Below are 22525 nucleotides of genomic sequence, written 5' to 3' on the forward strand. Positions count from 1 at the left end.
CGGCACCGCAGTAGACGTCGTGTACTACGGCACGTCGTGCGGCGCTATCGCGCTGAGCTGGACGCAGGGCAAAGTGACCGACACCGCGCGCGCCGAGAGCGTCCTGCCGTGCCAGCAGCAGGTCGTGCATCTCCCAGAAGCGCCCCTGGCGGGCGGCGGCCTCCGACGCCTCCGCCGCCAGTTGCGCGTTGGGGTGGACGTCGGTCAGTGGCAGGTGCCTCCACACGTAGCGGACGTCCGCGTCACAGCCCAGCAACTCCCTTACCACCGCCTCGGCCTGGCCGCAGTACGGGCACTCGAAGTCGCCGTACTCCACCAGGGTGACCGCTGCCCGGTCGGTTCCGCGGACACGGTCGTGGCGCGCGTCGACGGCGACCGCGAGATCGGTCAGCGGATCGGCGTTGCCCAGCAGCGCCCGGGCCCGGCGGGCGGCCGGCAGCAGGTTCATCGCCCCGGTGACCGCCCAGCTCACCGCGAAGGCGCCGACCAGCGTGGCGAGGATGCCGATACGCGCCTGGTCCAGTTCCTCGCCCTCGAAGGCCAGCGAGGCGATCAGCAGCGACACCGTGAAGGCCGCCCCGGCGATCGCCCCGCCGGCGGTGACCGAGCCCCAGCCGACACCGGGCCGTAGCCTTCCGCCCGACACCAGCCGGGCGGCTGCCATGGACCCGACGAGCCCGATCACCTTGCCCACCACACAGCCGCACACGATGCCCAGCGTGATCGGCGAGGTGAACGCCTCGGCGAGTTTCCCGCCGCTGAGTTCGATGCCGGCGTTGGCCAGCGCGAACAGCGGCACGATGCCGAAGCTCACCCACGGCAGAAACCTCTGTTCCAGCCGCTCGTTGGGGGAGATCGCCGCGGTCAGGCCCTGTACGGCCGAGCGTTGCAACTCGGGTGTCGGCTGTTCCCGGAACAGCCGGAAGAGACGACTGGCCTGCTCCAGATCCTCGCGCGGCGCCGGGTAGGCGACGATCAGGGCGCCGACGGCCAGTCCGGTCACGACCGGGTCCACCCCGGCCTGGTGCAGCGCCACCCAGACGACCACCGACAGGACGGCGCAGTACCGTCCCTTGCGGACGCGTGCCAGCCGCAACAGCATGATGACCAGCAGCGTGCCCACGGCCACCAGCAGCGCGGGCAGGTGGATGTCGTCGCTGTAGAAGACCGCGATCACCAGGAGCGCGACCAGGTCGTCGACGACCGACACGGACAGGATGAACGCCCGCAGGGAAGCCGGCAGCCGCGACCCCAGGACGGCCAGGATGCCCAGCGCGAAAGCGGTGTCCGTCGACATCGCCGTACCCCAGCCGTGCAGGGAGTCCCGGCCCGCGTTGAACGCGCAGTAGATCAGCGCCGGAACGACCATGCTGCCCAGTCCGGCCACCGCGCTCAGCAGCACCCAGCGCCGGTCACGCAGTTCCCCCATGTCGAACTCGTGCCGGGCCTCCAGGCCGACGACGAAGAAGAACAGGCTCATCAGCCCGGCGTTGATCCACTCGTGCAGGGTCAGCGACAGGTGCTTCGTGTCGAAGCCGATCGTGAAGTGCGCCTGCCACACGGCCTCGTACGAGTGCATGTCGATGTTGGCCCACAGCAGCGCGACGCACACCGCGCCGAGGAGCAGGACGGCACTGCCGGTTTCCGTCTGCACGAAGGAACGCCAACGCGTCTTGCTCTGCGTTGCCAGTCCCTGGGACGCCTCGGTGGACTCGTAGCCGCTCACATGCCGATTATCACCGTCGGCCAGGTGATGGGTGGCCGGGACTCGACACCGGCGACAGTGACCTGGGGTGTCCTTGCTGACGGCGCGTCATGTAAGGCGCCTGCGAGCCCTGGTCCGAGAGGTGTGTGCGTTGTCACGCCCATCGAGGGTGGCCTGAGTTGTTTGCATCACAGCGGAATTGTCCATTTAGCGTCCATGCTCGAAGCGGCGACCGGCTCCCGAACTGGAGCCTGCCGTCGATGTCTTGGGCGTGCGGTCCTGAAGTGACCCATGGCACAGTGCCCGCGGCAGACCTCCCTAATCCTCCCGGAAGGACACGTTATGTCCGCTTTCCTTTGCCCTCCTGCCGTGATCCACGGAGAGTACGCCGTGGAAACCAGCCAGATCGTGGCGGAGGTGCGCGACCGGCATCCGCATGCGGCGTGGACGCCGCGGATCGACGGGATCGCGGCCAGCACGGGCATAGAGACCCGCGGGTGGATGCTGCCGCTGGAGGCCGCCGTAGCGCCCGGCAAGGGCGGTGGCCTGCAGGCCGTCGGCAGCGCGTCGGCCCAAGAGGCACTGGCACGTGAAGGGTTCACCCAGCAGGACGTGGACCGCGCGATCGCCGCGCTCGAGGCGATTCCCGCGCCGCAGACCGTGCAGGAGCGCACCGCGCCGGCCTGGGAGGCGGTGCAGTCCTACGGGGAGCGTGCGGCGCGCGGGGCCCTGCAGATCGCCGGTCTGGACGCCGCGGACGTCGACTGCCTGATCACCAGTCACTCCACCACCCCGGCGCTGCCCGGGCTGGACGTCGCCCTGGCCAACAAGCTTTCGCTGCGCAACGACGTGATGCTGCTGCCGGCCACACAGTGGGCCTGCATAGCGGGAACCCGTTCCCTGGCGCTCGCGGCGGATCTCGTGGCCGCGGACCCCGACCGGGTGGTCCTGGTCGTGATCGCGGAGGCGCTGAGCACGACCTACCAGCCGGCGGACGACACTCTCGAGTCCCTGATCGTCCGGCTGCTGTTCGCGGACACCGCGGTCGCCACGGTGGTCACGGGCCGTCGGCGCAGCGAGTCGGCGCTGCGGCTGGACGCCGCCTGGCACCACACCCTGCCGGGCACCCAGGACCTGCACCGCCTCGACACGCGGGCGGACGGCACCCACTTCGTGATGGACCGGCGCGGACCGCGCGCCGTGCAGGAGACGGTCACCGCGATGTGGGAGTGGCTGCGCGTCCGCTACCAGGACGACCCCGACTCCTGGCACCCCGACGTGCTGCTCGCTCACCCCGGCGGGACCCGGGTGCTGGAGTACATGGAGCAGACGATGCCCGACGCATGGCCGTCGGGACTGCTGGAGTACAGCCGGGACAGCTACACCAGCGGCAACCGTGGAGGCGCCGCCGTGTTCGACATCATGCGGCGGGCGTACGACGCCGGGCAGAAGTCGGGCAGCCGCGCCGTCCTGTACGCGGCGGCACCGGGCCTCAGTGCGACCGCCCTGGAAGGGGAGTGGCTTTAGCCGGAAGAGAGGTGGCGGTCCGAGCCCGCGCCGTCCGCGCGGCGCACGGCCGTCCCCGCGTCACCTCGCGACTTCCGCCCAGACCACCTTGCCGGTGTCGGTCCACCGCACGCCCCACCGAGTGGTGAGCCTGTGCACGACGTACAGGCCGCGACCCCCGTCGTCGTAGAGGCCGGCCCGCCTCAGACGCGGCCTGCCGTTGCCGGTGTCGCCCACCTCGCACAGCAGGCTGTGGCCGGCCCTGATCAGCCGTACCGTGACGGGGCCGGTGGCGAAGCGCACCGCGTTGGTGACCAGTTCGCTGGCCAGGAGCAGCACGTTGTCCCGGGTGTCGTCCCGGGCGTGCCACTGCCGCAACAGCGCGGAGAGCAGCGCGCGGGCCCGGGCGGGCGCGTCATTGCGGGCGGGCAGCCGCCAGGTCGCGGTGTCCCCCTTGCGGTAGCCGATCATCCGCGCCAGCAACAGGGTCACGTCGTCGCGCTGGTGCGGGGGTGCCAACGCGGAGACCACATGCCGTGCGGCCTGCTGGAGGGCGTCCCAGGGGTGCACCGTGGACACGACGTCCGCCAGCCTGCCGATGCCGTCGTCTATCGCCACGGTCGGATCCTCCACCAGGCCGTCCGTGTAGAGGGCGAGCAGAGAACCGGAGGGAACGTCGAACGTGTGTACGTCGAACGGCTCTCGCAGTGCGAACTCGGCGCCCAGACCGGGATGCGGGCGGATCGCGAGTGGGCCCGCGCGCCCGTCCGGGGACACGAGGACCGGGGGGAGGTGGCCGGCGCTGGACAGCGCCATGCTGTGGCTGACCGGGTCGTAGAGGGCGATGCAGCAGGTCGAACCGAGGGCGCTGTAGCCGGCGGCCAGCCCGGACTCCGTGTCGTCGAGCAGCGTCACGGTCTCGTCCAGGTGCTCCAGCACCTCGTCGGGCGCGAGCCCCGCGGACAGCAGTGCGCGGGCCTCCATGCTCAGCTGGCCCATGGTCGCCGCGGCCCCCAGGCCATGTCCGACGACGTCACCCACCACCAGCGCGGTACGACCGTCCGGCAGCGGAAAGCTGTTCACCCAGTCACCGCCGACCCCCGCACTGTCGGGCGTGGCGGGCTGGTAGACGCTGGCGATCTCGATGGTGTTCCCGCCCATGCGGGGCAGCAGCCGGCGCTGCAACGCCAGCACCTGCTTGTGCTCGCGCTGGTGCTGACGGGCCAGGTCGACGTGATGGACGGTCCGGGCGACCAGTTCCTGCAGGTCGAACAGCTCGCTGTCGCGGAATGGGCTGTCGGCCCGCCGCCAGATCTCGGCCAGGCCCAGCACGACCGGCGGCGCGCCGTCCAGGACCAGTGGTATGCACGCCACACCCGCCGACCGGTCGCCGGGCACCAGGGCACGTATCAGTCGCGGACTGCCGAGGACCCGCTCGACCGCTTTCCGGTCGGGGATGACGATGGCCTGCGGGGCGTCGTCCCGCCGCACCGCCTGCGCCAGCAGGCGACTCGCGTCGCTGGGAAGATCGTCGCCGGGAGTGACATAGCCCTCGGGCCACGCGCGGTTCGGCACCAGGGCCGCCCGCCGCAGCCGGATGCGCCCCTGCGTCTGCCCGGTGACTCCCTCGCCCGTCCACACGGTGAAGTCGAGGTCGACGGCGGCCACGTCTCCCCAGGCCAGCAGGGACTCCGCCAGTGACTGCGCGGTCTCGCCGATGTCCAGCGAGGTGCCGATCGCGGTCTCGGCGGCGTACAGGTGCAGCCTCTTGGCCATGGCGATCACGGAGACGGTCAGGCCTTCCTGAGGCACCGCGGCGGGCAGGATGCTCAGCGACACCACCAGTTCCGACCCGTCGCGGCGCCGCAGGCGCTGGATCCGCGCGACATGCGCCTCACCGGTCTCCAGGACCTGCCGCAACCGACGAGTGACCGTCGGTACGTCGCCGGGGGGCAGGAGATCGACGAAAGGACTCCCGGCCACGGCGTCCAGACCGGCGAACACCGGGGCGTCCAGATTGGAGCGGATCACCGTCAGATCCTTGCCCAGGTTGATCACGCCGAGTATCTGATCCTGACGGCCGGCTGCCGGTCCGTCGGGTGCGTGCAGACGTGTTCCTCCACGGGGGACGTAACGCCCCAGAGCGCTGCTGACCATGTCGAACGGCGAAGACGACGAGGAGGAGGGTGTGGCGTCCATGTGGCTCTCTCAGACGGGGCCCCGAGATCCCTGACCGCACACCTCATTGAATATCACCGCGGCTCGCTTCGCCCACACCGTCAAGGGGAGTCGGTCAGCAACGGCAGGCCCAGGCGATCGGCGAGTTCGGGTACGTCGATGCCGAAGGTCTGCCGCACGCGGACCCCGCTCGGGGTGAGGTCGAAGACGGCCAGATCCGTGTAGACGCGGTCCACGCAGGCCAGGCCGGTGAGCGGATAGCCGCACTCGGGGACCAGCTTGGGTGCTCCGTCCCGGGTGAAGAGGTTCATCATCACGAAGACCTGCTTCGCCCCGATGGCCAGGTCCATGGCTCCGCCGACCGCGGGAATGGCATCGGGTGCGCCGGTGTGCCAGTTGGCCAGGTCGCCGCGTGCGGAGACCTGGAAGGCGCCGAGGACGCAGATGTCCAGATGACCGCCGCGCATCATCGCGAAGGAGTCCGCGTGGTGGAAGTAGGCGGCGCCCGGCAGTTCGGTGACGGGAACCTTGCCCGCGTTGGTCAGGTCCGGATCGATCTGGTCCTCCGAAGCGGCGGGCCCCATGTTGAGCATGCCGTTCTCGGTGTGCAGAACGACGCCGGAACCGGGGGAGAGGTGGTCGGCCACGAGGGTCGGCTGGCCGATCCCCAGGTTGACGAAGGATCCGTGCGGGATGTCACGGGCGATCAGGGCGGCGATGTCGTGCTTGCCCAGCGGGCCCTGACCGCCGGTGGTCGAGGATGTCCGGGTCATGAGTGATCAGCCACCTGTACTACACGGTCGACGAAAATACTGGGCGTCACGACGGTCTCGGGATCGATCTCGCCGGTCTCGACGACCTCGCGGACCTGGGCCACCACGGTGGTGGCCGCGGTGGCCATGACGGGACCGAAGTTCCGCGCGGTCTTGCGGTAGACGAGATTGCCCATCCGGTCCGCACGATGAGCGCCGATCAGCGCGACGTCTCCGCCGATGGGGTACTCCAGCACATGGAGGCGGCCGTCGATCTCGCGGACCTCCTTGCCTTCCGCGAGCAGCGTGCCGACACCGGTGGGGCAGAAGAAGGCACCGATACCGGCTCCCGCCGCCCGTAGCCGTTCCGCGAGGGTGCCCTGGGGGACCACTTCGAGTTCGATCCGGCCCGCCCGGTAGAGGCCGTCGAACACCCAGGAGTCCGCCTGGCGGGGGAAGGAACAGATCACCTTGCGGACCCGTCCCTTTGCCAGCAGCGCGGCAAGGCCGGTGTCGCCGTTGCCGGCGTTGTTGGAGACGACCGTGAGGTCGGTGGCCCCCTGCCGGATCAGCGCGTCGATCAGCGCCACCGGCATGCCCGCCATGCCGAAGCCTCCGACGAGCACCGTGGAGCCGTCCTGGACGCCGGCGACCGCCTCGTCCGCATGAGCACACAGCCGCGTGGTCACTTGCTGCCCCCGGCGACGTTCTCCAGGACCACGGCGAGGGCCTGGCCGACACCGATACAGATCGCCGCGACGCCCCACCGCTTGCCGGACTCCTGCAGACGGCGGCAGAGGGTGCCCAGCAGGCGGCCGCCGGACGCACCGAGGGGATGGCCGAGCGCGATGGCCCCACCTTTGGTGTTGACGATCGCCGGATCGACGTCCCACGCGTCCACGCACGCCAGCGCCTGTACGGCGAACGCCTCGTTGAGTTCGACGGCGTCGACGTCGGCCCAGGAGATGCCCGCGCGCTTGAGCGCCCTGTTCACGGCCTCGACGGGGGCGTACCCGAACATCTGCGGATCCACCGCGGCGCGGCCGCGGCCCGCGACCCGGGCGAGGGGATCCACGCCGATGCGGTCGGCGGCCGCGGCCGAACCGAGCAGCACCGCGGAGGCGCCGTCGTTCAGCGGCGAGGCGTTTCCGGCTGTGATGAGGCCGTCGGCGCGGTAGGCGGGCTTGAGCGTGGCGAGCTTCTCCATGGTGGACCCGGGGCGGATGCCCTCGTCGCGTTCCAGAACGGTGCGCTCGCCGTCCGAGACGGGGACGACCAGGTCGTCGTAGAAGCCCGCGTTCCAGGCGTCGTCGGCGAGACGGTGGGAGCGGAGGGCGAACGCGTCCTGGCGCTCGCGGGAGATGGCGAAGCGGTCCACGAGCTGTTCGTTCGCCTCGCCCAGGGAGACCGTCCACTCCTTGGGCATGCGCTCGTTGACCAGGCGCCAGCCGAGCGTGGTGGACACGGCGGTGACGTCCCCGGCGGGGAAGCCGCGCCCGGGCTTGGGCAGAACCCACGGGGCGCGGGTCATCGACTCGACTCCGCCGGTCAGGACGATGTCCGCGTCGCCGCTCTCGATGTCGCGCGAGGCGATCAGGGCGGCGTCGAGGGACGACCCGCACAGGCGGTTCACGGTGGTCGCGGGGACCGAGGTGGGCAGCCCCGCCAGCAGGACGGCCATCCTGCCGACGTTGCGGTTGTCCTCGCCGGCACCGTTGGCGTTGCCCCAGACGACGTCGTCGATGCGCCCGGGATCCAGTGCGGGGGTCTTGGCGAGGACCCCGCCGATGGCCTGTGCCGCGAGGTCGTCGGGCCGGACCTCGGAGAGGGCGCCCCTGAAGCGGCCGAAAGGGGTTCGCACTGCCGAGTAGAGATAACTGTCGGTCATACCGTCACGGTAGGAGCGCGGACTGCAGTGCGTCCAAGACCCAATCTGCATAGATTAATAAGCTGATCTTATAGAATCGGGGTATGGAACTGCGACAGATCCGGTACTTTCTGGCGCTGGCCGAGGAGTGCCACTTCGGGCGGGCGGCCACTCGCCTGCACGTGGCTCAACCGGCCCTCTCCCAGCAGATCAAACAGCTGGAGAAGGAGCTCAGGACCACCCTGTTCACCCGCTCCACCCGACACGTCGCCCTGACCGAGGCCGGACACCACCTGCTGGAACACGCCCGCACCCTGGTCGCGGAGGAGGAACGCGCCCGCCGGCACATGACAGAGCTGGCCGGCGGCCACGCCGGACGGGTCTCGACCGGCTTCATCGGCACCGCCACCTACGACCTGCTGCCACAGGTCGCACGCACCGTACGAGCCAGGCTGCCCAGGATCACCATGGACCTGCGCGGCGAACTCCTCACCCCCGACCTGGTCGACGGACTGCTCGCCGGCACCTACGACCTGGCGGTCCTGCGCGGCCCCGCCGACCACGAGGACATCCGCACCACACCCCTGCGCTCCGAGTCCCTGGTGGCCGTCCTCCCCTCGCACCATCCCCTCGCGGCCCGGCCACGCATCTCGCTCAAGGCACTGGCCGACGAGCCCTTCGTCGTCCACTCCTCGCGCTCCTCCATGTACGGCCGGGTCCTGGCCGCGTGCCGGCGCGCCGGATTCCAGCCCACCTCACTGATGGAGGTCGGAGAGACGGCCACACTGGTCGTCTTCGTGGCCGCCGGGCACGGCGTCGCCCTCGTTCCCGCACCGGTACAGAGCCTCCGCCTGGCCAGCGTCGCCTACGTGCCCCTCACCCAGACGGAATCCGTCGATCTGGTCCTCGCGAGCCATGCCCGGCGCACCACCCCCGCCACCGAACAGGTCGCCTCGGTGATCAGAGAATGTGTGGACGGTCCCGAACACCGGCAGTCCCCGCCCTCTACGCTGGAGGGATGACGAGCGGCACAACAAGTGCGCCGGTGCGCTTCAGTACGACCGGTCTTCCCGAGGCGGAACGCATCGCCCTGTGGGAAGAGCACAACGCCGAGGCCCTGATCGGGCTGCGCTGCCGTTCCCTGCACGACACCGCCCTCGACGCGACGGAGATCAACCTCCAGCTGCCCAGGGCACACCTCGCCCGGGTCCTGGGCAGCCCCCATGTCGTCGAACGACCCGACGCGGAGATCCGCCGCGTGCCCTCGGACGCCGTGGCCTGCTATCTGACCCTGGCCGGTGACGCCTTCTTCTACTACGACGACGGCGTACGGCTGCTGCGTCCGGGACAGCTGCTGGTCTGCGACGCCGACCAGCCCTTCATCCGGGGCTTCTCGCACGGCCTGGAGGAGCTCGCGGTCAAGATCCCCCACCGGGTGTGGCGTGACCTCGGCGGGCCGTCCTCCCTGTCCCAGCCGCTGGTCATCGACGCCGGCGCCGTCCACACCCGGACTCTCGCCACCCTCGTCGCCCGAGCACTGCCACCGGAGTCCTCCGTCGCCGCGAACGTGGACGAGGACGCCGTGCTGGACCTGCTCGTATCCGCCGCGAGCGGCCGCGCCCCCTCCCTCTCCACCGTCCACCTGACCGTCGCGAAGACCTACATCGACGACCACCTGGCCGACCCGGGGCTCTCCGCGGCGCGCATCGCCCGCGGCATCGGGATCAGCGAGCGCCATCTGTCCCGGGTGTTCGCCGCGGGCGACACGAGCGTGCCGCGGTATCTGCTGCACCGCCGCCTCGAGCGAGCCCGCACGCTGCTGAGCACCGGGGGAGAGGCGACCGTGGCCGAGGTGGCCGCGCGCTGCGGGTTCGTGTCGGCCGCCCACTTCTCCCACCGGTTCAAGGAACGCTACGGCCTGCGCGCCACCGACGTCCTGCGTGAGGCGCGCGCCCGGTCGTAGCGGGCTGCGGATCACGTGCCGTCGGGTGCCAGCACGATGTCGAAGCGGACCCGGGACCAGGACCGCTCGCCGAGGTCCCGCCCGTCCGGCGTGGGCGTACCCGCCGGCTGCGGCACGAAGTCCTTGACCAGCGACTGCTTCACCCCGAACACGGAGTCCCGGTCCAGCAGTTCGTCACCGCGGACGAAGATGTGCGTGACCAGCGTGCGCAGCGCGGGAGCGCTCACCATGAAGTGCAGGTGGGAGGCGCGCATCGGCGAACGGCCGGTCGCCGCCAGCAGTGCTCCCACCGGCCCGTCGTGCGGAATGGGATACGGCGTCGGCGTGAGCCCCCAGAACCGGTAGCGGCCGTCGGCGTCGCTGAACAAATGCGCCCGCGCCGCCATCCGGTCGTCCCCGTACTGCGTGTCGTAGAAGCCGTCCTCGTCGGCCTCCCACACCTCGATCCGCGCCCCGGCCACGGGTTTTCCGGCGGAGTCGGTGACGGTGCCCTCCACCCAGCAGGGTTCTCCGGCGGCCCCGAAGGAGAGATCGCCGCCCTGGGCGATCTCGGGGCTGTTGTCGACGAAGAACGGGCCGAAGACGGTGGCCTCGGTGGCGTCGCCGTACGCCTCGTTGTTCACGGCGACCGTCTGCATGGAGGCTCCGAGCACGTCCGACAGCAGGATGAACTCCTGGCGGCGCTCGTCGGTGAGGTGACCGGTGCGGGTGAGGAACTCGATGCCCTTGGTCCACTCGCCCTCGGTGAGCCGGACCTCTCGGACGAACGCGTGCAGGTGACGGACCAGCGACTGCATGATCTCGCGCAGCCGAGGGTCGGTGCAGTCGCCGAAGGACGCCAGCACCTGGCGGGTGATCTGCTCCTCACGCTCCTGCTGCTCGGCCGGGACGGGCTTACCGGGGGTGCGGGTGTCGTTCATCGGTCCTCCCAGGCGTTCCGGACGAGATCGGTGATCGCGTCGAGGGTGACGGGCCGCGGATTGCCCGCGGGCGCGGCGGCCACGACGGCCTCGGCCACGGCCGCCACACCGTCCCGGGGCATACCGAGGTCGCGCAGCGAGCGCGGCGCGCCGAGCCGGTCACGGAGGCCGACGAGCCCCTCGACAGCGGTTGGGGAACCGAAGGCCGCGGCCAGGCGTCGCTCGGCGTCCGGGGCGAAGGGCACGTTGAAGGCGAGGACATGGGGGAGGACCACGGCGTGGGTCTGGGCGTGCGGAAGGTTGAACATGCCGCCCAGCACATGGCACACCTTGTGGTGCAGTCCGGACCCGGCGGAGGCGAACGCCACGGCGGCCAGGTAGGCGCCGTACAAGGTCTGTTCCCGGCCGTCCAGCGCCTGCGGGTCCTTCACGACCAGCGGCAGCCCCGTCCGCAGCGCCCGCACGCCTTCGGCGGCGAGGGCCTGGTTGATCGGATCGGTCCGCGGTGCCCACATGGAGTCCACACAGTGGGCGAGCGCGTTGAGACCCGAGGCGACACTCAGCCCGACCGGGAGGGAGAGCGTGAGCGAGGCGTCGTAGACGATGGCACGCGGCAGGACCTTCACGTCCGTACCGGTGGTCTTCACGGAGTCCTCGGTCAGCCCCCATACGGCGGTGGCCTCCGAGCCGGCGTACGTGGTCGGGACGGCGACGATCGGCAGCCCGGTGGTCAGCGCGACCGCCTTGGCCAGACCCGTGGTGGAGCCGCCGCCGACACTGACCAGGGCGTCGACGTCCCGTTCGGCGGCCGCCGCGCGGGCCCGCGCGGCGACCTCGACGGGAACGTGCATGACGACGTCGTCGTGCCGGTGGACCACGGGCAGGCCGGCGGTGACGCGATCGGCGAACTCCCGCTCGGCCGCTCCCGCGATGACCATCACCCGCCGGGCGCCGAGCGCGGCGACCTCCGCGGCCAGGCCCTCCTCGGCCGCGCCGGAGGCGAACCGTACCCGCTGGGGCAGCGTGTCGTGGACGAACCGCACGGTCTAGTCCCTTCCCAGGACGGAGAGCAGAGCAGCACGCAGCTGGTCCTCGGGGTTCTCGGGCAGGTCCATGGCCCGCCACGCGATGTGCTTGTCGGGCCGCACCAGCAGCACACCGCTCTCGTCGATCTCGCGCAGCTTGGCCCAGTCGTAGTAGAGGTCGGTCACTTCGCGGCCCGGGCCGATGACGACGGTCTTGAGCGGGACGCCCAACTCCTCGCCGACCTTCACGGCCGCCTGCTCCCACGCCTCGCCCGCGATGCCGGTCAGCAGCGTCCAACGGTCGTACGGCGCCAGGTCCATCAGCGCGTGACGCTGTGCGCTGTCCCCGACCCAGGCGTGCGGAAGATGCGCGCCGGGGACGGTCGACATCTCGTAGTACAGATCGGCATCGCGTGCGGGCACGGGCAGTTCGCTGCCGTCGGAGACGACGGCCGTCGAGGTGTAGTGCTGGCCCAGCTCCACACCGTGCGCGTTGAACTCGTAGTTCTTCAGCTCCATCGCGCGCACCAGTGCGGCCCGCTTGGCGGCCCCGGCAGGGGTGTTGGCCTTGCGTTCCTCGATGGCGGCCGACATCGCGTCCTCGTCCGGCGCGCCGAGAACGCCCAGTGCCTCGAAGATGTCGACGAACTCGCGGCTGGACTTGTTCGCGCGCTTGACGATGCGCTCGGCGACGGGAGCCCGCTCTGCCGTGTACGTCTCCAACAGGCCCGCTCCCGCATGCCCCTTGAGTACGGCCGCGATCTTCCAGGCGAGGTTGTACGCGTCCTGGACGGAGGTGTTGGAGCCCAGGCCGTTGCTCGGCGGGTGCCGGTGCACGGCGTCGCCCGCACAGAACACGCGGCCCTGCTGGAGCCGGGTCGCGTACATCTCGTTGTTGCCCCACAGACTGGTGCCGGTGATCTCCACCTCCAGGTCGGGTGCGCCGAGGAGGTTGCGGACGATCTGCACGGCAGCGGCCTCGTCGACGACCGGGGGTGCCCCGGCGATGTCGTAGCCCCACACGATCAGCCACTCGTTCCACGGCCGCACCATGCGCACGAGCCCGGCGCCGATGCCGCCGACGTTCGAGCCGGGCTGGAGGACCCAGTACAGGACGGACGGCCGGTGGGCCACGTAGCGGCTGATGTCGGCCTTGAACGTGATGTTCATCGAGCCCGCGATGTCCATCGCGCCCTCGAAGGGCAGACCGATGTCCGCCGCGACCTTGGAGCGGGCACCGTCCGCGCCGATCAGGTACTTCGCGCGGATGCTGTACTCGTGCCCGGTGAGCCGGTCCAGCACCCGCACGGTGACTCCGTCGGCGTCCTGGGTGTGGGACAGGTACTCGCTGGAGAACCGCGTCTGCGCGCCACGCTGCGCCGCGTTGCGGACCAGGATCGGCTCGAGATACGTCTGCGGGATGTCCACGGTGAGGCAGGGGGACGCCAGCCGGTAGTCCGCCTCACGGTCCGGCCGGGTCCCCCAGGTGTGGATACGGCCGATCTCCTCACCGGTGATGCTGGTACAGAACACCGTGTCGCCGACGAGGGAGTGGTCCGTGGCGTCGGCCAGCACCTGCCCTTCGATGCCGAGATCGCGGAAGACCTCCATCGAGCGCTGGTTGGTGATGTGCGCGCGGGGGGTGTTCGCCGTCCACCGGTACTTCGTGATCATGATGGTGTCGACGCCCAGCGTCGCCAGCAGCAGCGCCGCGGAGGCGCCCGCGGGACCGGAACCGACGACCACGACGTCGGTCGTGACGGCCGAGTCGGCCGGCAGCTCGGTCTCGGACATCCCGTCGTTGAACATCGGCATCGTGCTGACCTTTCATCGATCCGGCGGCGTTGCCGGCTCCGTCAGTCTGAGACGGACTCGGACGGCGCGGAACAGCACGGCGGCGAGGTCGGCGGATCCACCAAGACATGGCGGATCCACGAAAGATCCGGTCACACCGCGAGGTCTGGACGCGCGGCTGTCGCTGAGCATCGGGCGGTACGGCGGGACTCGCCGTAGGAGGTAGTCCGGCACGAGGCTGCAGAGCCGGATTCGCCGGGCATGCCGTGCGAGGGAGGCGTCCACCGCCTTGGTACCCCCGGCCGCAGCACCGCTGCGCAGATCGAGCGGGTGGCGACATCGACCGCGATCCTGGGGGATCGGTGAGCAGCAGGCGGCCGGCATGACGCGGGGTGGTCACGGGGCGGTCGCCTTCGGCGCGGCCCCAACGAGGCGACGCACGGGTGCCACGCCGACACGACGCCGACGGACCGGCTCCAGAGGAGGGCCCGGGCCCCCACCGCTCGTCCGCGCCCCGGTCCTCTACGCGCGTACCCCTGCACAACTCCTCTGTGCCATCAGGTGATTGACGTGGCGGTCGGGCGGCTGCTTCACTGAAGCAGTGGCTGAGCCACTAGACCAAGAAGTCGCTGAACCAGTGGGCCACTAGACCAGTGAGCCGCTGAACCATGGACCGAAGCCTGGGAGATCCTCCGTGGCCGTCGAAAGCATTCCGCGCCGAACCGTGGTCGACCTGCTGGAAGCACGGCTGCGTGACGACATCCTGAGCGGCACGCACGAACCCGGATCCCTGCTGCCCCCCGAGAGGGAGCTGGCCGCCGGGTACGGGGTCACCCGTACGACCCTGAAGCACGCGCTGACCCGGTTGGAGCAGGCGGGGCTGCTGAGCACCCGGCACGGCATCGGCACGCGCATCCTGGACTACCTGCGGGTCGGCGGCGCCGACCTGCTTCCGATGCTGGCCGCACAGGACCCCACTTGGCTGCGGGAGGTCTTCGAGGTACGGCGGCAGATCGGCACCCTGATCGCCGGCCGCGCGGCCGACCGGCGCACGGAACGACAGGCCCGGCGGCTCGAACAGCTGCTGCGTCAGGTCGCGGACGGCCCGGACGCCGACGCCGTCCAGCTCGCCGACGCGGAAGTGCATCGCGAACTGGCGCGGGCCACGGGGAACCGGGTCTATCTGCTCCTCACGAACACACTGTTCAACGCCTACCTTCCGGTACGGGCCGCGCTGCGGGCGCCGTTCGAGGACGCGGCGCGGGCGACGGGCCGGCTCGCGCCGGTGGTGAGGGCCGTGGTCGACCGGGACGGCGAAGGCGCGCGGCGCGCCGCGGAGACGTATCTGGCCGGCACCGAGAAGATCATGCTCGGTTCGCTCGGCAGTCCTCGCGGCCGGCCGGCCGCCGACAGCCCCCGGTAGCCGCGCTCCCCGGCCGCGACCGCGGGCCCGCCGGCTGCCGTCGAGGCGAGGTGTGCGGCGAAGCGGTCCGGCCTCGGCGTGCCCCGATCACGCGCGGATGTCCGTTCGTCCCGCGTTTCTCTATCTGTCATGTACGGGTCATGTCGACGCGTCCCGGTGAACGCCCGGCGGGGCGGGACCGGGCGCGCGGCTGCGACCCCTCAGGAGCCCGAGGCAATCCGGGCCCATCACCCCCAGGACGGCCGCCCGTTCACCGTGGGCGCGGCGGCGACCAACAACACAAGGAGCATGGTGAGCAGATCAAGCAAGAGACGCAGGGTCCTCATCGGCGTGATGCTGTCCGCGGTCATCGGCGGCACCGTCCAGCCCGCGATCGCCGCGCCGGGGCGGGACACCGGGGACCAGGCCACACCGTTGCGGCAGTCTCCGGTGCGGTCGACCGAGCAGGAGATCGCGCGGGCGCTGTCCGCCTCGCTGCGCGACCCGCAGTGGCGCGAGCAGGTCCGTGCGGCCGCGCTCGGCACCGAGGACGTGGACCTCCAGGCGCTGGCGGGCAGGACCGCCGCTGCGGACGGCAGGAACCTGTTCGCTTCCGTCTCTGCAGCGGACCGTCGCATCGCGAGCCTGAAGGGCCTGCCCGCGTCGACCGGGTCGCTGCTGCGCGTACGGCTGGGCGCGCCGTCCATGCGGTCGCACCTGAACGCCGATGTCACTCCCTGGATCGCCGTCGCCGCGGCCGACGACGACGCCAAGAGCATCACGGCGTACGACAGCCAGGGCCACGCCCACGCCGTCGACACCGCGCGGGTCCCCGACCGCCCGCTGTACGTCCTGGACATCGACGTCAGCAAGGCTCACCGGGCCGGCCTGAAGGTGCTGCAGAAGGCCTTCGTCGACAAGGGGCTGACCTCCCTCCCGTCCAAGGCCGCGAACAGAGCCGACGCCGCCACGGCGGGCTGGTGGGCGACCAAGGTCACGGCCGTCGAGGTGAACGACGACCAGGAGCCGTGGTTCAAGGGCGCCGCCGAGATGTTCTCGCTGGTGACCGGCTTCGGTCAGGACGGCACGGCGCGCGTCGACTCGGTGGACATGCCGTACCTGGACTACGACGGCACCGTGTACTACCCGAACCAGATCCTGGTCAACTGGTCGAACTACAAGTACAACCTGGCCGACGTCGTCATGATGGAGGACGACGACGGCACCAACTACCGTGCCCTGGCACAGGCGATCACCACGGCGCTGCTCACCGTGACCGACCAGGGCACCTACATCCCGTTGGTGAACGCGGTCCTGAGTGCGATCCCCGACGGCTGGTTCACCGACGACCCCGACTATGTGGAGTCCTGGTACACCCTTGCCCAGAATTCCTCGGGCCGGCTGAACGGCGCCTCGGGCAACGGCTGGATGACCGTCGAGCCCTACTTCGTCGAGGAGTTCTAGACCTCGCAGGCAAGCGCGGACCGGCCGCCGCACGCCGATGAACGCGCCGGTCCGTGCAGTCGATGAACGAGCCGGTCCGCGCCGCGGACGCGGCCGTCGTGCCGGAGGCCGCATGCCCCCGACACCACGGCGCAGCCGTACTCGGCACTGACCAAGAGGGGCGCCTGCCGGACGTTTAACCTGCTCAGGCGCCCTTTCCCGGCGACTGGAAGAAGCCCAGCCGCGACGCCGTCATCGATCCACGGCTTTGTCGGCCGCGGCGTCCGCCGGTCCCGCAGGTCGCCACCGGCCGCGAGGTGGCCGCCGTCCGGCTTCAGAACCGGACGCGGAACGGGGCGGACGGCACGGGGCGGGCAGCGTGCAGGGCGACGTGGCGGGGCGCATCCTTCACGCGGTGTTCTGGTCGTGGGCCAGGGCGTGGGTGACCGCGGTGGTGTTCTCGTACAGGACCCGGTACTGGGTGAACCGGCGGTCGTAGACAGCCGCGGTGGCGGGATCGGGCCGAACCACCGATTCCGCCGGATTCCAGGCCGTGATGTCCGGTCGGCCGATCAGCCCGGCGGCGAGGAAGGCGGCACCGTAGCAGGCACCGATGGTCGTGCGGGCGACGATCTGTTCGAGACCGGTGACATCGCTGACGATCCGAGGCCACAGTCCGCCCCGGGTGCCGCCGCCGACCGCGACGATCCGCCGGATGTCGGCGCCGGCCGCGAGCATCGTCTCGACGTTGTGCCGGACACCGTAGGCAGTGGCCTCCAGCGCCGCCCGCATCAGGTCGCCCCGGGTGTGACCCAGCGACAGGCCCGCGATCACGCCCCGGGCGTCGGGGTCCATGAGGGGTGTGCGTTCCCCGGCGAAGTAGGGCAGCATCACCAGGCCGTTCGCCCCCGGGGGCGAGGCGGCCGCCTCGTCGAACAGCACGCCGAGGTCGACGTCGCCGAAGAGGTGCCCGAGCCAGTCGGTGACTGCTCCGGAGGTGGCCATACCGCCGGCCAGGCAACGGGTGCCGGGCAGGGCGCCGGCCGTGGACCACATCGACGGGCTGGTCACGAGCCGGTCGACGGTGTTCACCAGGAACATCGTGGTGCCGTACATCAGCATCAGGTCGCCGACGCCGTGGCCGCCGACGCTGATGGCCTCGCTCCACGCGTCGATCGTCCCCACGATGACCGGCGTCCCGGCCGGGACGCCCGCGACGGGCGTGCTCACCCGTCCGGCCTCCTCGCCCGGCCAGCGCAGCGGGGGGAGTTCGATGCCGGGTGCGATGTGCTCGGCCCATTCGGGGATCCAGCGCTGCTCGTGGATGTCGAACAGCGGGGTGCACTGGCTGGCGGAATGCAGGTCCAGTACGTAGGCGCCGGTCAGCCGGTGGGCGAGCCACGAGGCGGGCATGAGGAGGCGGCGGGCGCGTGCCCACACCTCGGGCTCCCGCTCGCGGATCCAGGCGAGTTTCGGCCCGACGGCCTGGGACGACAGCGCCGAACCGCACCTGCGAAAGACGGTGTCCGATCCCAACTCCCGGTTCAGCCGGGTGATCTGTTCCTCGGCGCGGGTGTCCACCCCGTACAGGACCGCCGGACGCACCGGCTCTCCCGCGTCGTCGACCAGGAGGGTGCATGGGCCCATGCCGCTGACTCCGACGGCTCGGACGGCGACGTCGTCGCGATCGAGCAACTCGGCCGCGAGCGAGACGAACTCGTCCCACCACACATGTGCGTCCATCTCGACGTGCCCCGGCCGGGGACGGTCGACCACGTGAGTGCGTACGGCCTCGCCCAGGATGCGGCCGGCGGTGTCGACCACCACGCCCTTGGTGCTGGAGGTGCCAACGTCCACTCCGAAGACGACGTCGATCATGTACTTCCTCCCTTGACGCCGGGTCTGCCACCGTAGATTGTCGCTCGGTCCGGTGGGCGGCAGCGGTTCAGCCGGACCGCTGCCGGAGACGTCGTCACAGCTGTACCCGGCGACCTTGCAGCAGTCGTTGACATGCCCCTGCCTTGTGGCTAGCTTCGCGAGAGTTCCCGCTGTGCTTCCTGGGCGCCCACAGCCCAGGGTCCCATCGAAGCGTTCACATCTCAGGCACCTCATCTCCACGGTTGGACAACGTTGTCAGTCTCTGACGATCAAGAAATCTCGGCGCGTCACCATCACCCGGGGTCGCGTTCTCGACGCGGGAGACAACGTTGTCGGACCTCCACTCCCGAGTAGAGGAGCAAACCCCGTGATCACACGACTGTCGAGACCTCCCGGAACCGCGGCGATCGGTCTCCTCGCCGCTGCGGCGCTTGCCGCGGCCGGGCTGTGCACGCCTGCGTGGGCGGCCGGGAAGGCTGCGCTCGTCACCTCGCCGGCGACTCTCGTCAATCCGTTCATCGGAACGTCGAACCAGGCCGACGACTTCCCGGGGGCCGACGTCCCGTTCGGCATGGTGCAGTGGAGCCCGGACACGCCGTCGCGCCCCGACGGCGGGGGCTACGAGTACAACGACTCGTCGATCACCGGTTTCAGCCTGACCCACATCGCCGGCCCCGGCTGCGGCGCGGCCGGTGACATACCGGTGCTGCCCACGGTGGGGGCCGTGAACACCGGTGCGACGGACGCGTTCTCGCACGCCAACGAGTCGGCGTCCGCCGGATCGTACAAGGTCGCGCTCAACAACCAGGTGACCACAGAGCTGACCACCACGACGCGCAGCGGTATGGCGCGCTTCACCTTCCCCTCGACCGGCCAGGCCAACCTGATCTTCAAGTTGACGGGCAGTCAGAACGGTGCCACCTCGACACAGTTCACCAAGGTGTCGAGCACCGAGGTGAGCGGACAGGTGACCAGCGGCCACTTCTGCGGTGCGGGAAACACGTACAACGTGTACTTCGACATGGTCTTCGACCAGCCGTTCGCATCACAGGGCAGCTCGCTCGCCAAGGCCACGACCGCCACTTCCGCTGCGCCGGCCAGGGCGTCGAAGAACGCCGCCGAGAAGCCCAACAGGCCTGTGCTGCACGGAAAAAACCCGGGCGCTTCGGAGTCGAAGTCCGCGAACTCCCCGCGGTCCGCCAAGGACGGTGCCGCCGCCCCCGCTGCCGCCGCCTCGAACGGCTACGTCACCTTCAACACCACGTCCAACCCGGTGGTGCAGGCCAAGGTCGGCATCTCCTACGTGTCGGTCGCCAACGCGGTCGCCAACCGGACCGCGGAGAACACCGGTTGGGATTTCGACGCGACCCGCACCGCGGCACAGAACGCGTGGAACAGCACGCTAGGCAAGGTGCAGATCTCCGGCGGAACGGCCGCGCAGCAGCAGAGCTTCTACACCGCGCTCTACCACTCGCTGCTGCACCCGAACGTGATCAGTGACGCCAACGGCCAGTACTACGGCTTCGACGGGAAGACACACACCGTGGACGCCGGCCACAGCGCGGTGTACGCGAACTACTCCGGCTGGGACATCTACCGCTCGCAGGCCCAGCTCGAAGCCCTGGTCGCTCCCCAGGCCGCCTCGGACACCGCGCAGTCGATGGTCGACGACTACACGCAGACCGGGATCTTCCCCAAGTGGTCGGAGAACAACGGCGAGTCGTACGTCATGGTCGGTGACCCGGCGGACGCCATCCTCGCCGACTACTACGCCTTCGGCGCCCGGAACTTCGACGCCACGACCGCCCTGGCCGACATGGTGAGGCAGGCGAGCACGACCAACAACGACCGGCCCGGTCTCGCCTACCTGAACTCACCGGGATACATGCCGCACGACGGCAGCTACGGCTGCTGCAACTTCTACGGTCCGGTGGCCACCACCCTGGAGTACGACACCGCCGACTTCGCGATCTCCGCGATGGCCGGGGCGCTCGGCGACACGGCCAACCAGAGGACCTACGCCAACCGCGCGCAGGACTGGCGCAACGTGCTCAACCCCGCCTCCGGCTTCGTGGAACCCCGAAACGCGGGCGGCTCGTGGACCGGTGGCTTCGACCCCACCAGCGGCACCGACATGGTCGAGGCCGACTCGTGGATCTACACCGGTATGGTCCCGTTCAACGTCGGCGGCCTGGCGCACGCCAAGGGCGGCAACACGGCGATGAACCACTACCTGGACACCGTGCTGCGCAGCTACACCGGCGCCGACGGCTACGCCTGGGTCGGCAACGAGCCGAGCATCGAGCTGCCGTGGGAGTACGACTACACGGGGCAGCCCTACAAGACGCAGGGCACGGTTCGGGCGATCCAGGACCAGATCTGGTCGAACACCCCGGGCGGCCTGGCCGACGGCAACGACGATCTCGGCGCGATGAGCGCCTGGTACGTGTGGTCGGCGCTCGGCATGTTCCCCGAGACGCCCGGAACCTCCGACCTCGCCCTCGGCTCACCGCTGTTCACACAGGCCGTGGTCACCCTTCCCTCGGGCAGGACGCTGACGGTCAACGGCAACGGCGCCGCCGACAACGCCCCCTACGTCCAGTCCGCGGCGTGGAACGGCACGGCGTGGAACAACGCCTACGCCCCCACCACGGCGATCACGGCCGGCGGCACGCTCGACTTCACGCTCGGGACCAGCGCCAACACGTCCTGGGCGACGGCGGCCACCGCGGCTCCGCCCTCGTACGCGGGGGACACCACGGCGCCGGCTACGCCGCGGATCGGTCCGCTCACCTCGGCGGTGGCCTCCGGCCTGTGCGTGGACGACGCGTCTTCCGGCACCTCCGACGGCACCCACGTGCAGATCTGGGGCTGCAACAGCACGTACGCCCAGGACTGGATCGTCGCCGGCGACGGCACGATCCGGGCTCTCGGCAAGTGTCTGGACGCCGATCACAGCGGGACCACCAACGGCACGCTGATCCAGCTGTGGACCTGCAACGGCAGCGGCGCCCAGCAGTGGACCGCCGGCACCAGCGGATCGCTGGTCAACCCCGAGTCGAAGCTGTGCCTGGACGACCCCAACTCCTCGACGACGAACGGCACCCAGCTCCAGCTCTACACCTGTAACGGTACGGCGGCCCAGAACTGGAAACTGCCGAGCTGAGCCGTCGGCGGGGGAGCTGACAGCCCCGCTCGTATGCCTCGGTGTGGCGCGTTCCCATGGGTCCAGGGCGATCGGCCGGGACCCACGGGAACGCGTTCGGCAAGAACCGAGGACTGCGCTGGTCAGGCCCTGCCCGTCGCGAGCGTCGCTCGCTGGGAGAGAAGCCGACGCCGGGGCTCCTGGGGCGAGACGCCACCGAACTGGACGTCCCAGTAGCCGTTCTGCCAGGTGAGGAAGACCGCGCACAGGGGTGGCACCGCGAGATGCCAGAACGCTCTTGCCGGTACGGCCAGAGCATCGATGAGCACGGCCCGCATGACGGCTGCTTCCGTGATGGCCACCGTGTGGCTCGTGTGCGGCGCCACGCTGCTCAGCCAGTCCGCCGACCGGCGGCAGAGCTGTCGTACGGACTCGCCGTCGTGCGGCGTGGCATCCGGATCCGTGAGCCAGGCGGTGAACCCGGCGGGGTCGGTTGCGGCGATGTCCCGGACAGTGCGACCGCACCACCCGCCCACGTTGAGATCGCGCAGCATGGGCTCGGACGATGCCAGGAGACCGATGGCGTCAGCAGTCTCCGAGCAACGGATCGAAGGTGCCCGGACGGCCGACTCGCAGGGAGAGAGCACTGCTCTCGCGGCGCCTGCCATGTGCATGCCTTCGTCGCTGAGATGGGCGTCGCCGAGGAGCGGATCCACAGTGGGGTCACCGCCGGGCGCACACAGAAGCGTCAGGTGGATCGACATGGGACCTACCTCTTTCCTGGCCGGGCGTGGCTTCAGACGGTGTGGCGGCTGCCGGCACCTCGTGCCTCACCTGCTCCACAGTCGGTGCAGGCCCCCCACCAGCACCATCCGCCAGGTGTCCGAAGCCACCCCGCCGACCGGCCGACCCACCCTTGCGGAGGGCGGAAAGCACGCAAGGACGAG

Annotated in this window: 16 protein-coding genes; 6 read left to right on the plus strand and 10 right to left on the minus strand. The window is 70.4% G+C overall.

Annotated features, from left to right (window positions below):
• A partial coding sequence (nhaA, locus tag ACWGJB_RS41085) for a Na+/H+ antiporter NhaA (protein WP_453385126.1) occupies positions 1 to 1726 on the minus strand: 1726 nt, incomplete at its 3' end.
• Positions 1727 to 2047: 321 nt separating this feature from the next.
• Between nhaA and ACWGJB_RS41090 the strand changes: the two genes are divergently transcribed.
• Positions 2048 to 3232, plus strand: a complete 1185-nt coding sequence (locus tag ACWGJB_RS41090; RefSeq protein ID WP_453385127.1) for a type III polyketide synthase — start codon at positions 2048 to 2050, stop codon at positions 3230 to 3232.
• Positions 3233 to 3292: 60 nt separating this feature from the next.
• Here the strand turns inward: ACWGJB_RS41090 and ACWGJB_RS41095 are convergent, their stop codons facing one another.
• From ACWGJB_RS41095 to ACWGJB_RS41110, 4 genes are all read right to left on the minus strand, one after another.
• The gene (locus ACWGJB_RS41095) at positions 3293 to 5410 is read right to left on the minus strand and encodes a SpoIIE family protein phosphatase (RefSeq protein WP_453385128.1); all 2118 of its coding nucleotides are present in this window, start codon (positions 5408 to 5410) and stop codon (positions 3293 to 3295) included.
• 80 nt (positions 5411 to 5490) lie between these two features.
• Positions 5491 to 6162 (minus strand): 3-oxoacid CoA-transferase subunit B, encoded by a 672-nt coding sequence (locus ACWGJB_RS41100; RefSeq protein ID WP_453385129.1) that lies wholly within the window; start codon positions 6160 to 6162, stop codon positions 5491 to 5493.
• Positions 6159 to 6830 carry a 3-oxoacid CoA-transferase subunit A gene (locus tag ACWGJB_RS41105; protein WP_453385130.1) on the minus strand — a complete coding sequence of 224 codons (672 nt, stop codon included), beginning with the start codon at positions 6828 to 6830 and terminating at the stop codon, positions 6159 to 6161. Before ACWGJB_RS41105 ends, ACWGJB_RS41100 begins: the two co-directional genes overlap by 4 nt.
• Positions 6827 to 8029 (minus strand): thiolase family protein, encoded by a 1203-nt coding sequence (locus ACWGJB_RS41110; protein ID WP_453385131.1) that lies wholly within the window; start codon positions 8027 to 8029, stop codon positions 6827 to 6829. Before ACWGJB_RS41110 ends, ACWGJB_RS41105 begins: the two co-directional genes overlap by 4 nt.
• Before the next feature lie 83 nt (positions 8030 to 8112).
• Between ACWGJB_RS41110 and ACWGJB_RS41115 the strand changes: the two genes are divergently transcribed.
• Positions 8113 to 9030 carry a LysR substrate-binding domain-containing protein gene (locus ACWGJB_RS41115; RefSeq protein ID WP_453385132.1) on the plus strand — a complete coding sequence of 306 codons (918 nt, stop codon included), beginning with the start codon at positions 8113 to 8115 and terminating at the stop codon, positions 9028 to 9030.
• The gene (locus tag ACWGJB_RS41120) at positions 9027 to 9971 is read left to right on the plus strand and encodes an AraC family transcriptional regulator (protein ID WP_453385133.1); all 945 of its coding nucleotides are present in this window, start codon (positions 9027 to 9029) and stop codon (positions 9969 to 9971) included. Before ACWGJB_RS41115 ends, ACWGJB_RS41120 begins: the two co-directional genes overlap by 4 nt.
• An 11-nt stretch (positions 9972 to 9982) precedes the next feature.
• Here ACWGJB_RS41120 and ACWGJB_RS41125 read toward each other — a convergent pair whose 3' ends face one another.
• From ACWGJB_RS41125 to ACWGJB_RS41135, 3 genes are read right to left on the minus strand one after another with little or no spacing between them, the layout of a single operon-like run.
• The gene (locus tag ACWGJB_RS41125; protein ID WP_453385134.1) at positions 9983 to 10891 is read right to left on the minus strand and encodes an intradiol ring-cleavage dioxygenase; all 909 of its coding nucleotides are present in this window, start codon (positions 10889 to 10891) and stop codon (positions 9983 to 9985) included.
• Positions 10888 to 11934: a maleylacetate reductase gene (locus tag ACWGJB_RS41130; RefSeq protein WP_453385135.1), complete on the minus strand. Its 1047-nt coding sequence runs from the start codon at positions 11932 to 11934 to the stop codon at positions 10888 to 10890. The genes ACWGJB_RS41125 and ACWGJB_RS41130 overlap by 4 nt, the downstream gene beginning before the upstream one ends.
• Positions 11935 to 11937: 3 nt before the next feature.
• Positions 11938 to 13731, minus strand: coding sequence for an FAD-dependent oxidoreductase (locus tag ACWGJB_RS41135; RefSeq protein WP_453385136.1), 1794 nt, complete (start codon positions 13729 to 13731; stop codon positions 11938 to 11940).
• A 673-nt stretch (positions 13732 to 14404) separates the two neighbouring features.
• Between ACWGJB_RS41135 and ACWGJB_RS41140 the strand changes: the two genes are divergently transcribed.
• Together ACWGJB_RS41140 and ACWGJB_RS41145 are read left to right on the plus strand one after the other, a co-directional pair.
• On the plus strand, positions 14405 to 15133 hold the full coding sequence (locus tag ACWGJB_RS41140) for a FadR/GntR family transcriptional regulator (RefSeq protein ID WP_453385137.1): 729 nt from the start codon (positions 14405 to 14407) through the stop codon (positions 15131 to 15133).
• A 288-nt stretch (positions 15134 to 15421) separates the two neighbouring features.
• The gene (locus ACWGJB_RS41145) at positions 15422 to 16576 is read left to right on the plus strand and encodes a DUF3103 family protein (protein ID WP_453385138.1); all 1155 of its coding nucleotides are present in this window, start codon (positions 15422 to 15424) and stop codon (positions 16574 to 16576) included.
• Between the two features lie 387 nt (positions 16577 to 16963).
• Here ACWGJB_RS41145 and ACWGJB_RS41150 read toward each other — a convergent pair whose 3' ends face one another.
• Positions 16964 to 18433, minus strand: coding sequence for an FGGY-family carbohydrate kinase (locus ACWGJB_RS41150; RefSeq protein ID WP_453385139.1), 1470 nt, complete (start codon positions 18431 to 18433; stop codon positions 16964 to 16966).
• Between the two features lie 367 nt (positions 18434 to 18800).
• On the opposite strand from ACWGJB_RS41150, the gene ACWGJB_RS41155 reads away from it, so the two are divergent.
• On the plus strand, positions 18801 to 21599 hold the full coding sequence (locus ACWGJB_RS41155) for a lectin (protein WP_453385140.1): 2799 nt from the start codon (positions 18801 to 18803) through the stop codon (positions 21597 to 21599).
• Between the two features lie 122 nt (positions 21600 to 21721).
• Here ACWGJB_RS41155 and ACWGJB_RS41160 read toward each other — a convergent pair whose 3' ends face one another.
• Positions 21722 to 22342 carry a histidine phosphatase family protein gene (locus ACWGJB_RS41160; protein ID WP_453385141.1) on the minus strand — a complete coding sequence of 207 codons (621 nt, stop codon included), beginning with the start codon at positions 22340 to 22342 and terminating at the stop codon, positions 21722 to 21724.
• Positions 22343 to 22525 lie beyond the last annotated feature (183 nt).

Source organism: Streptomyces sp. NPDC054813, assembly GCF_053611365.1.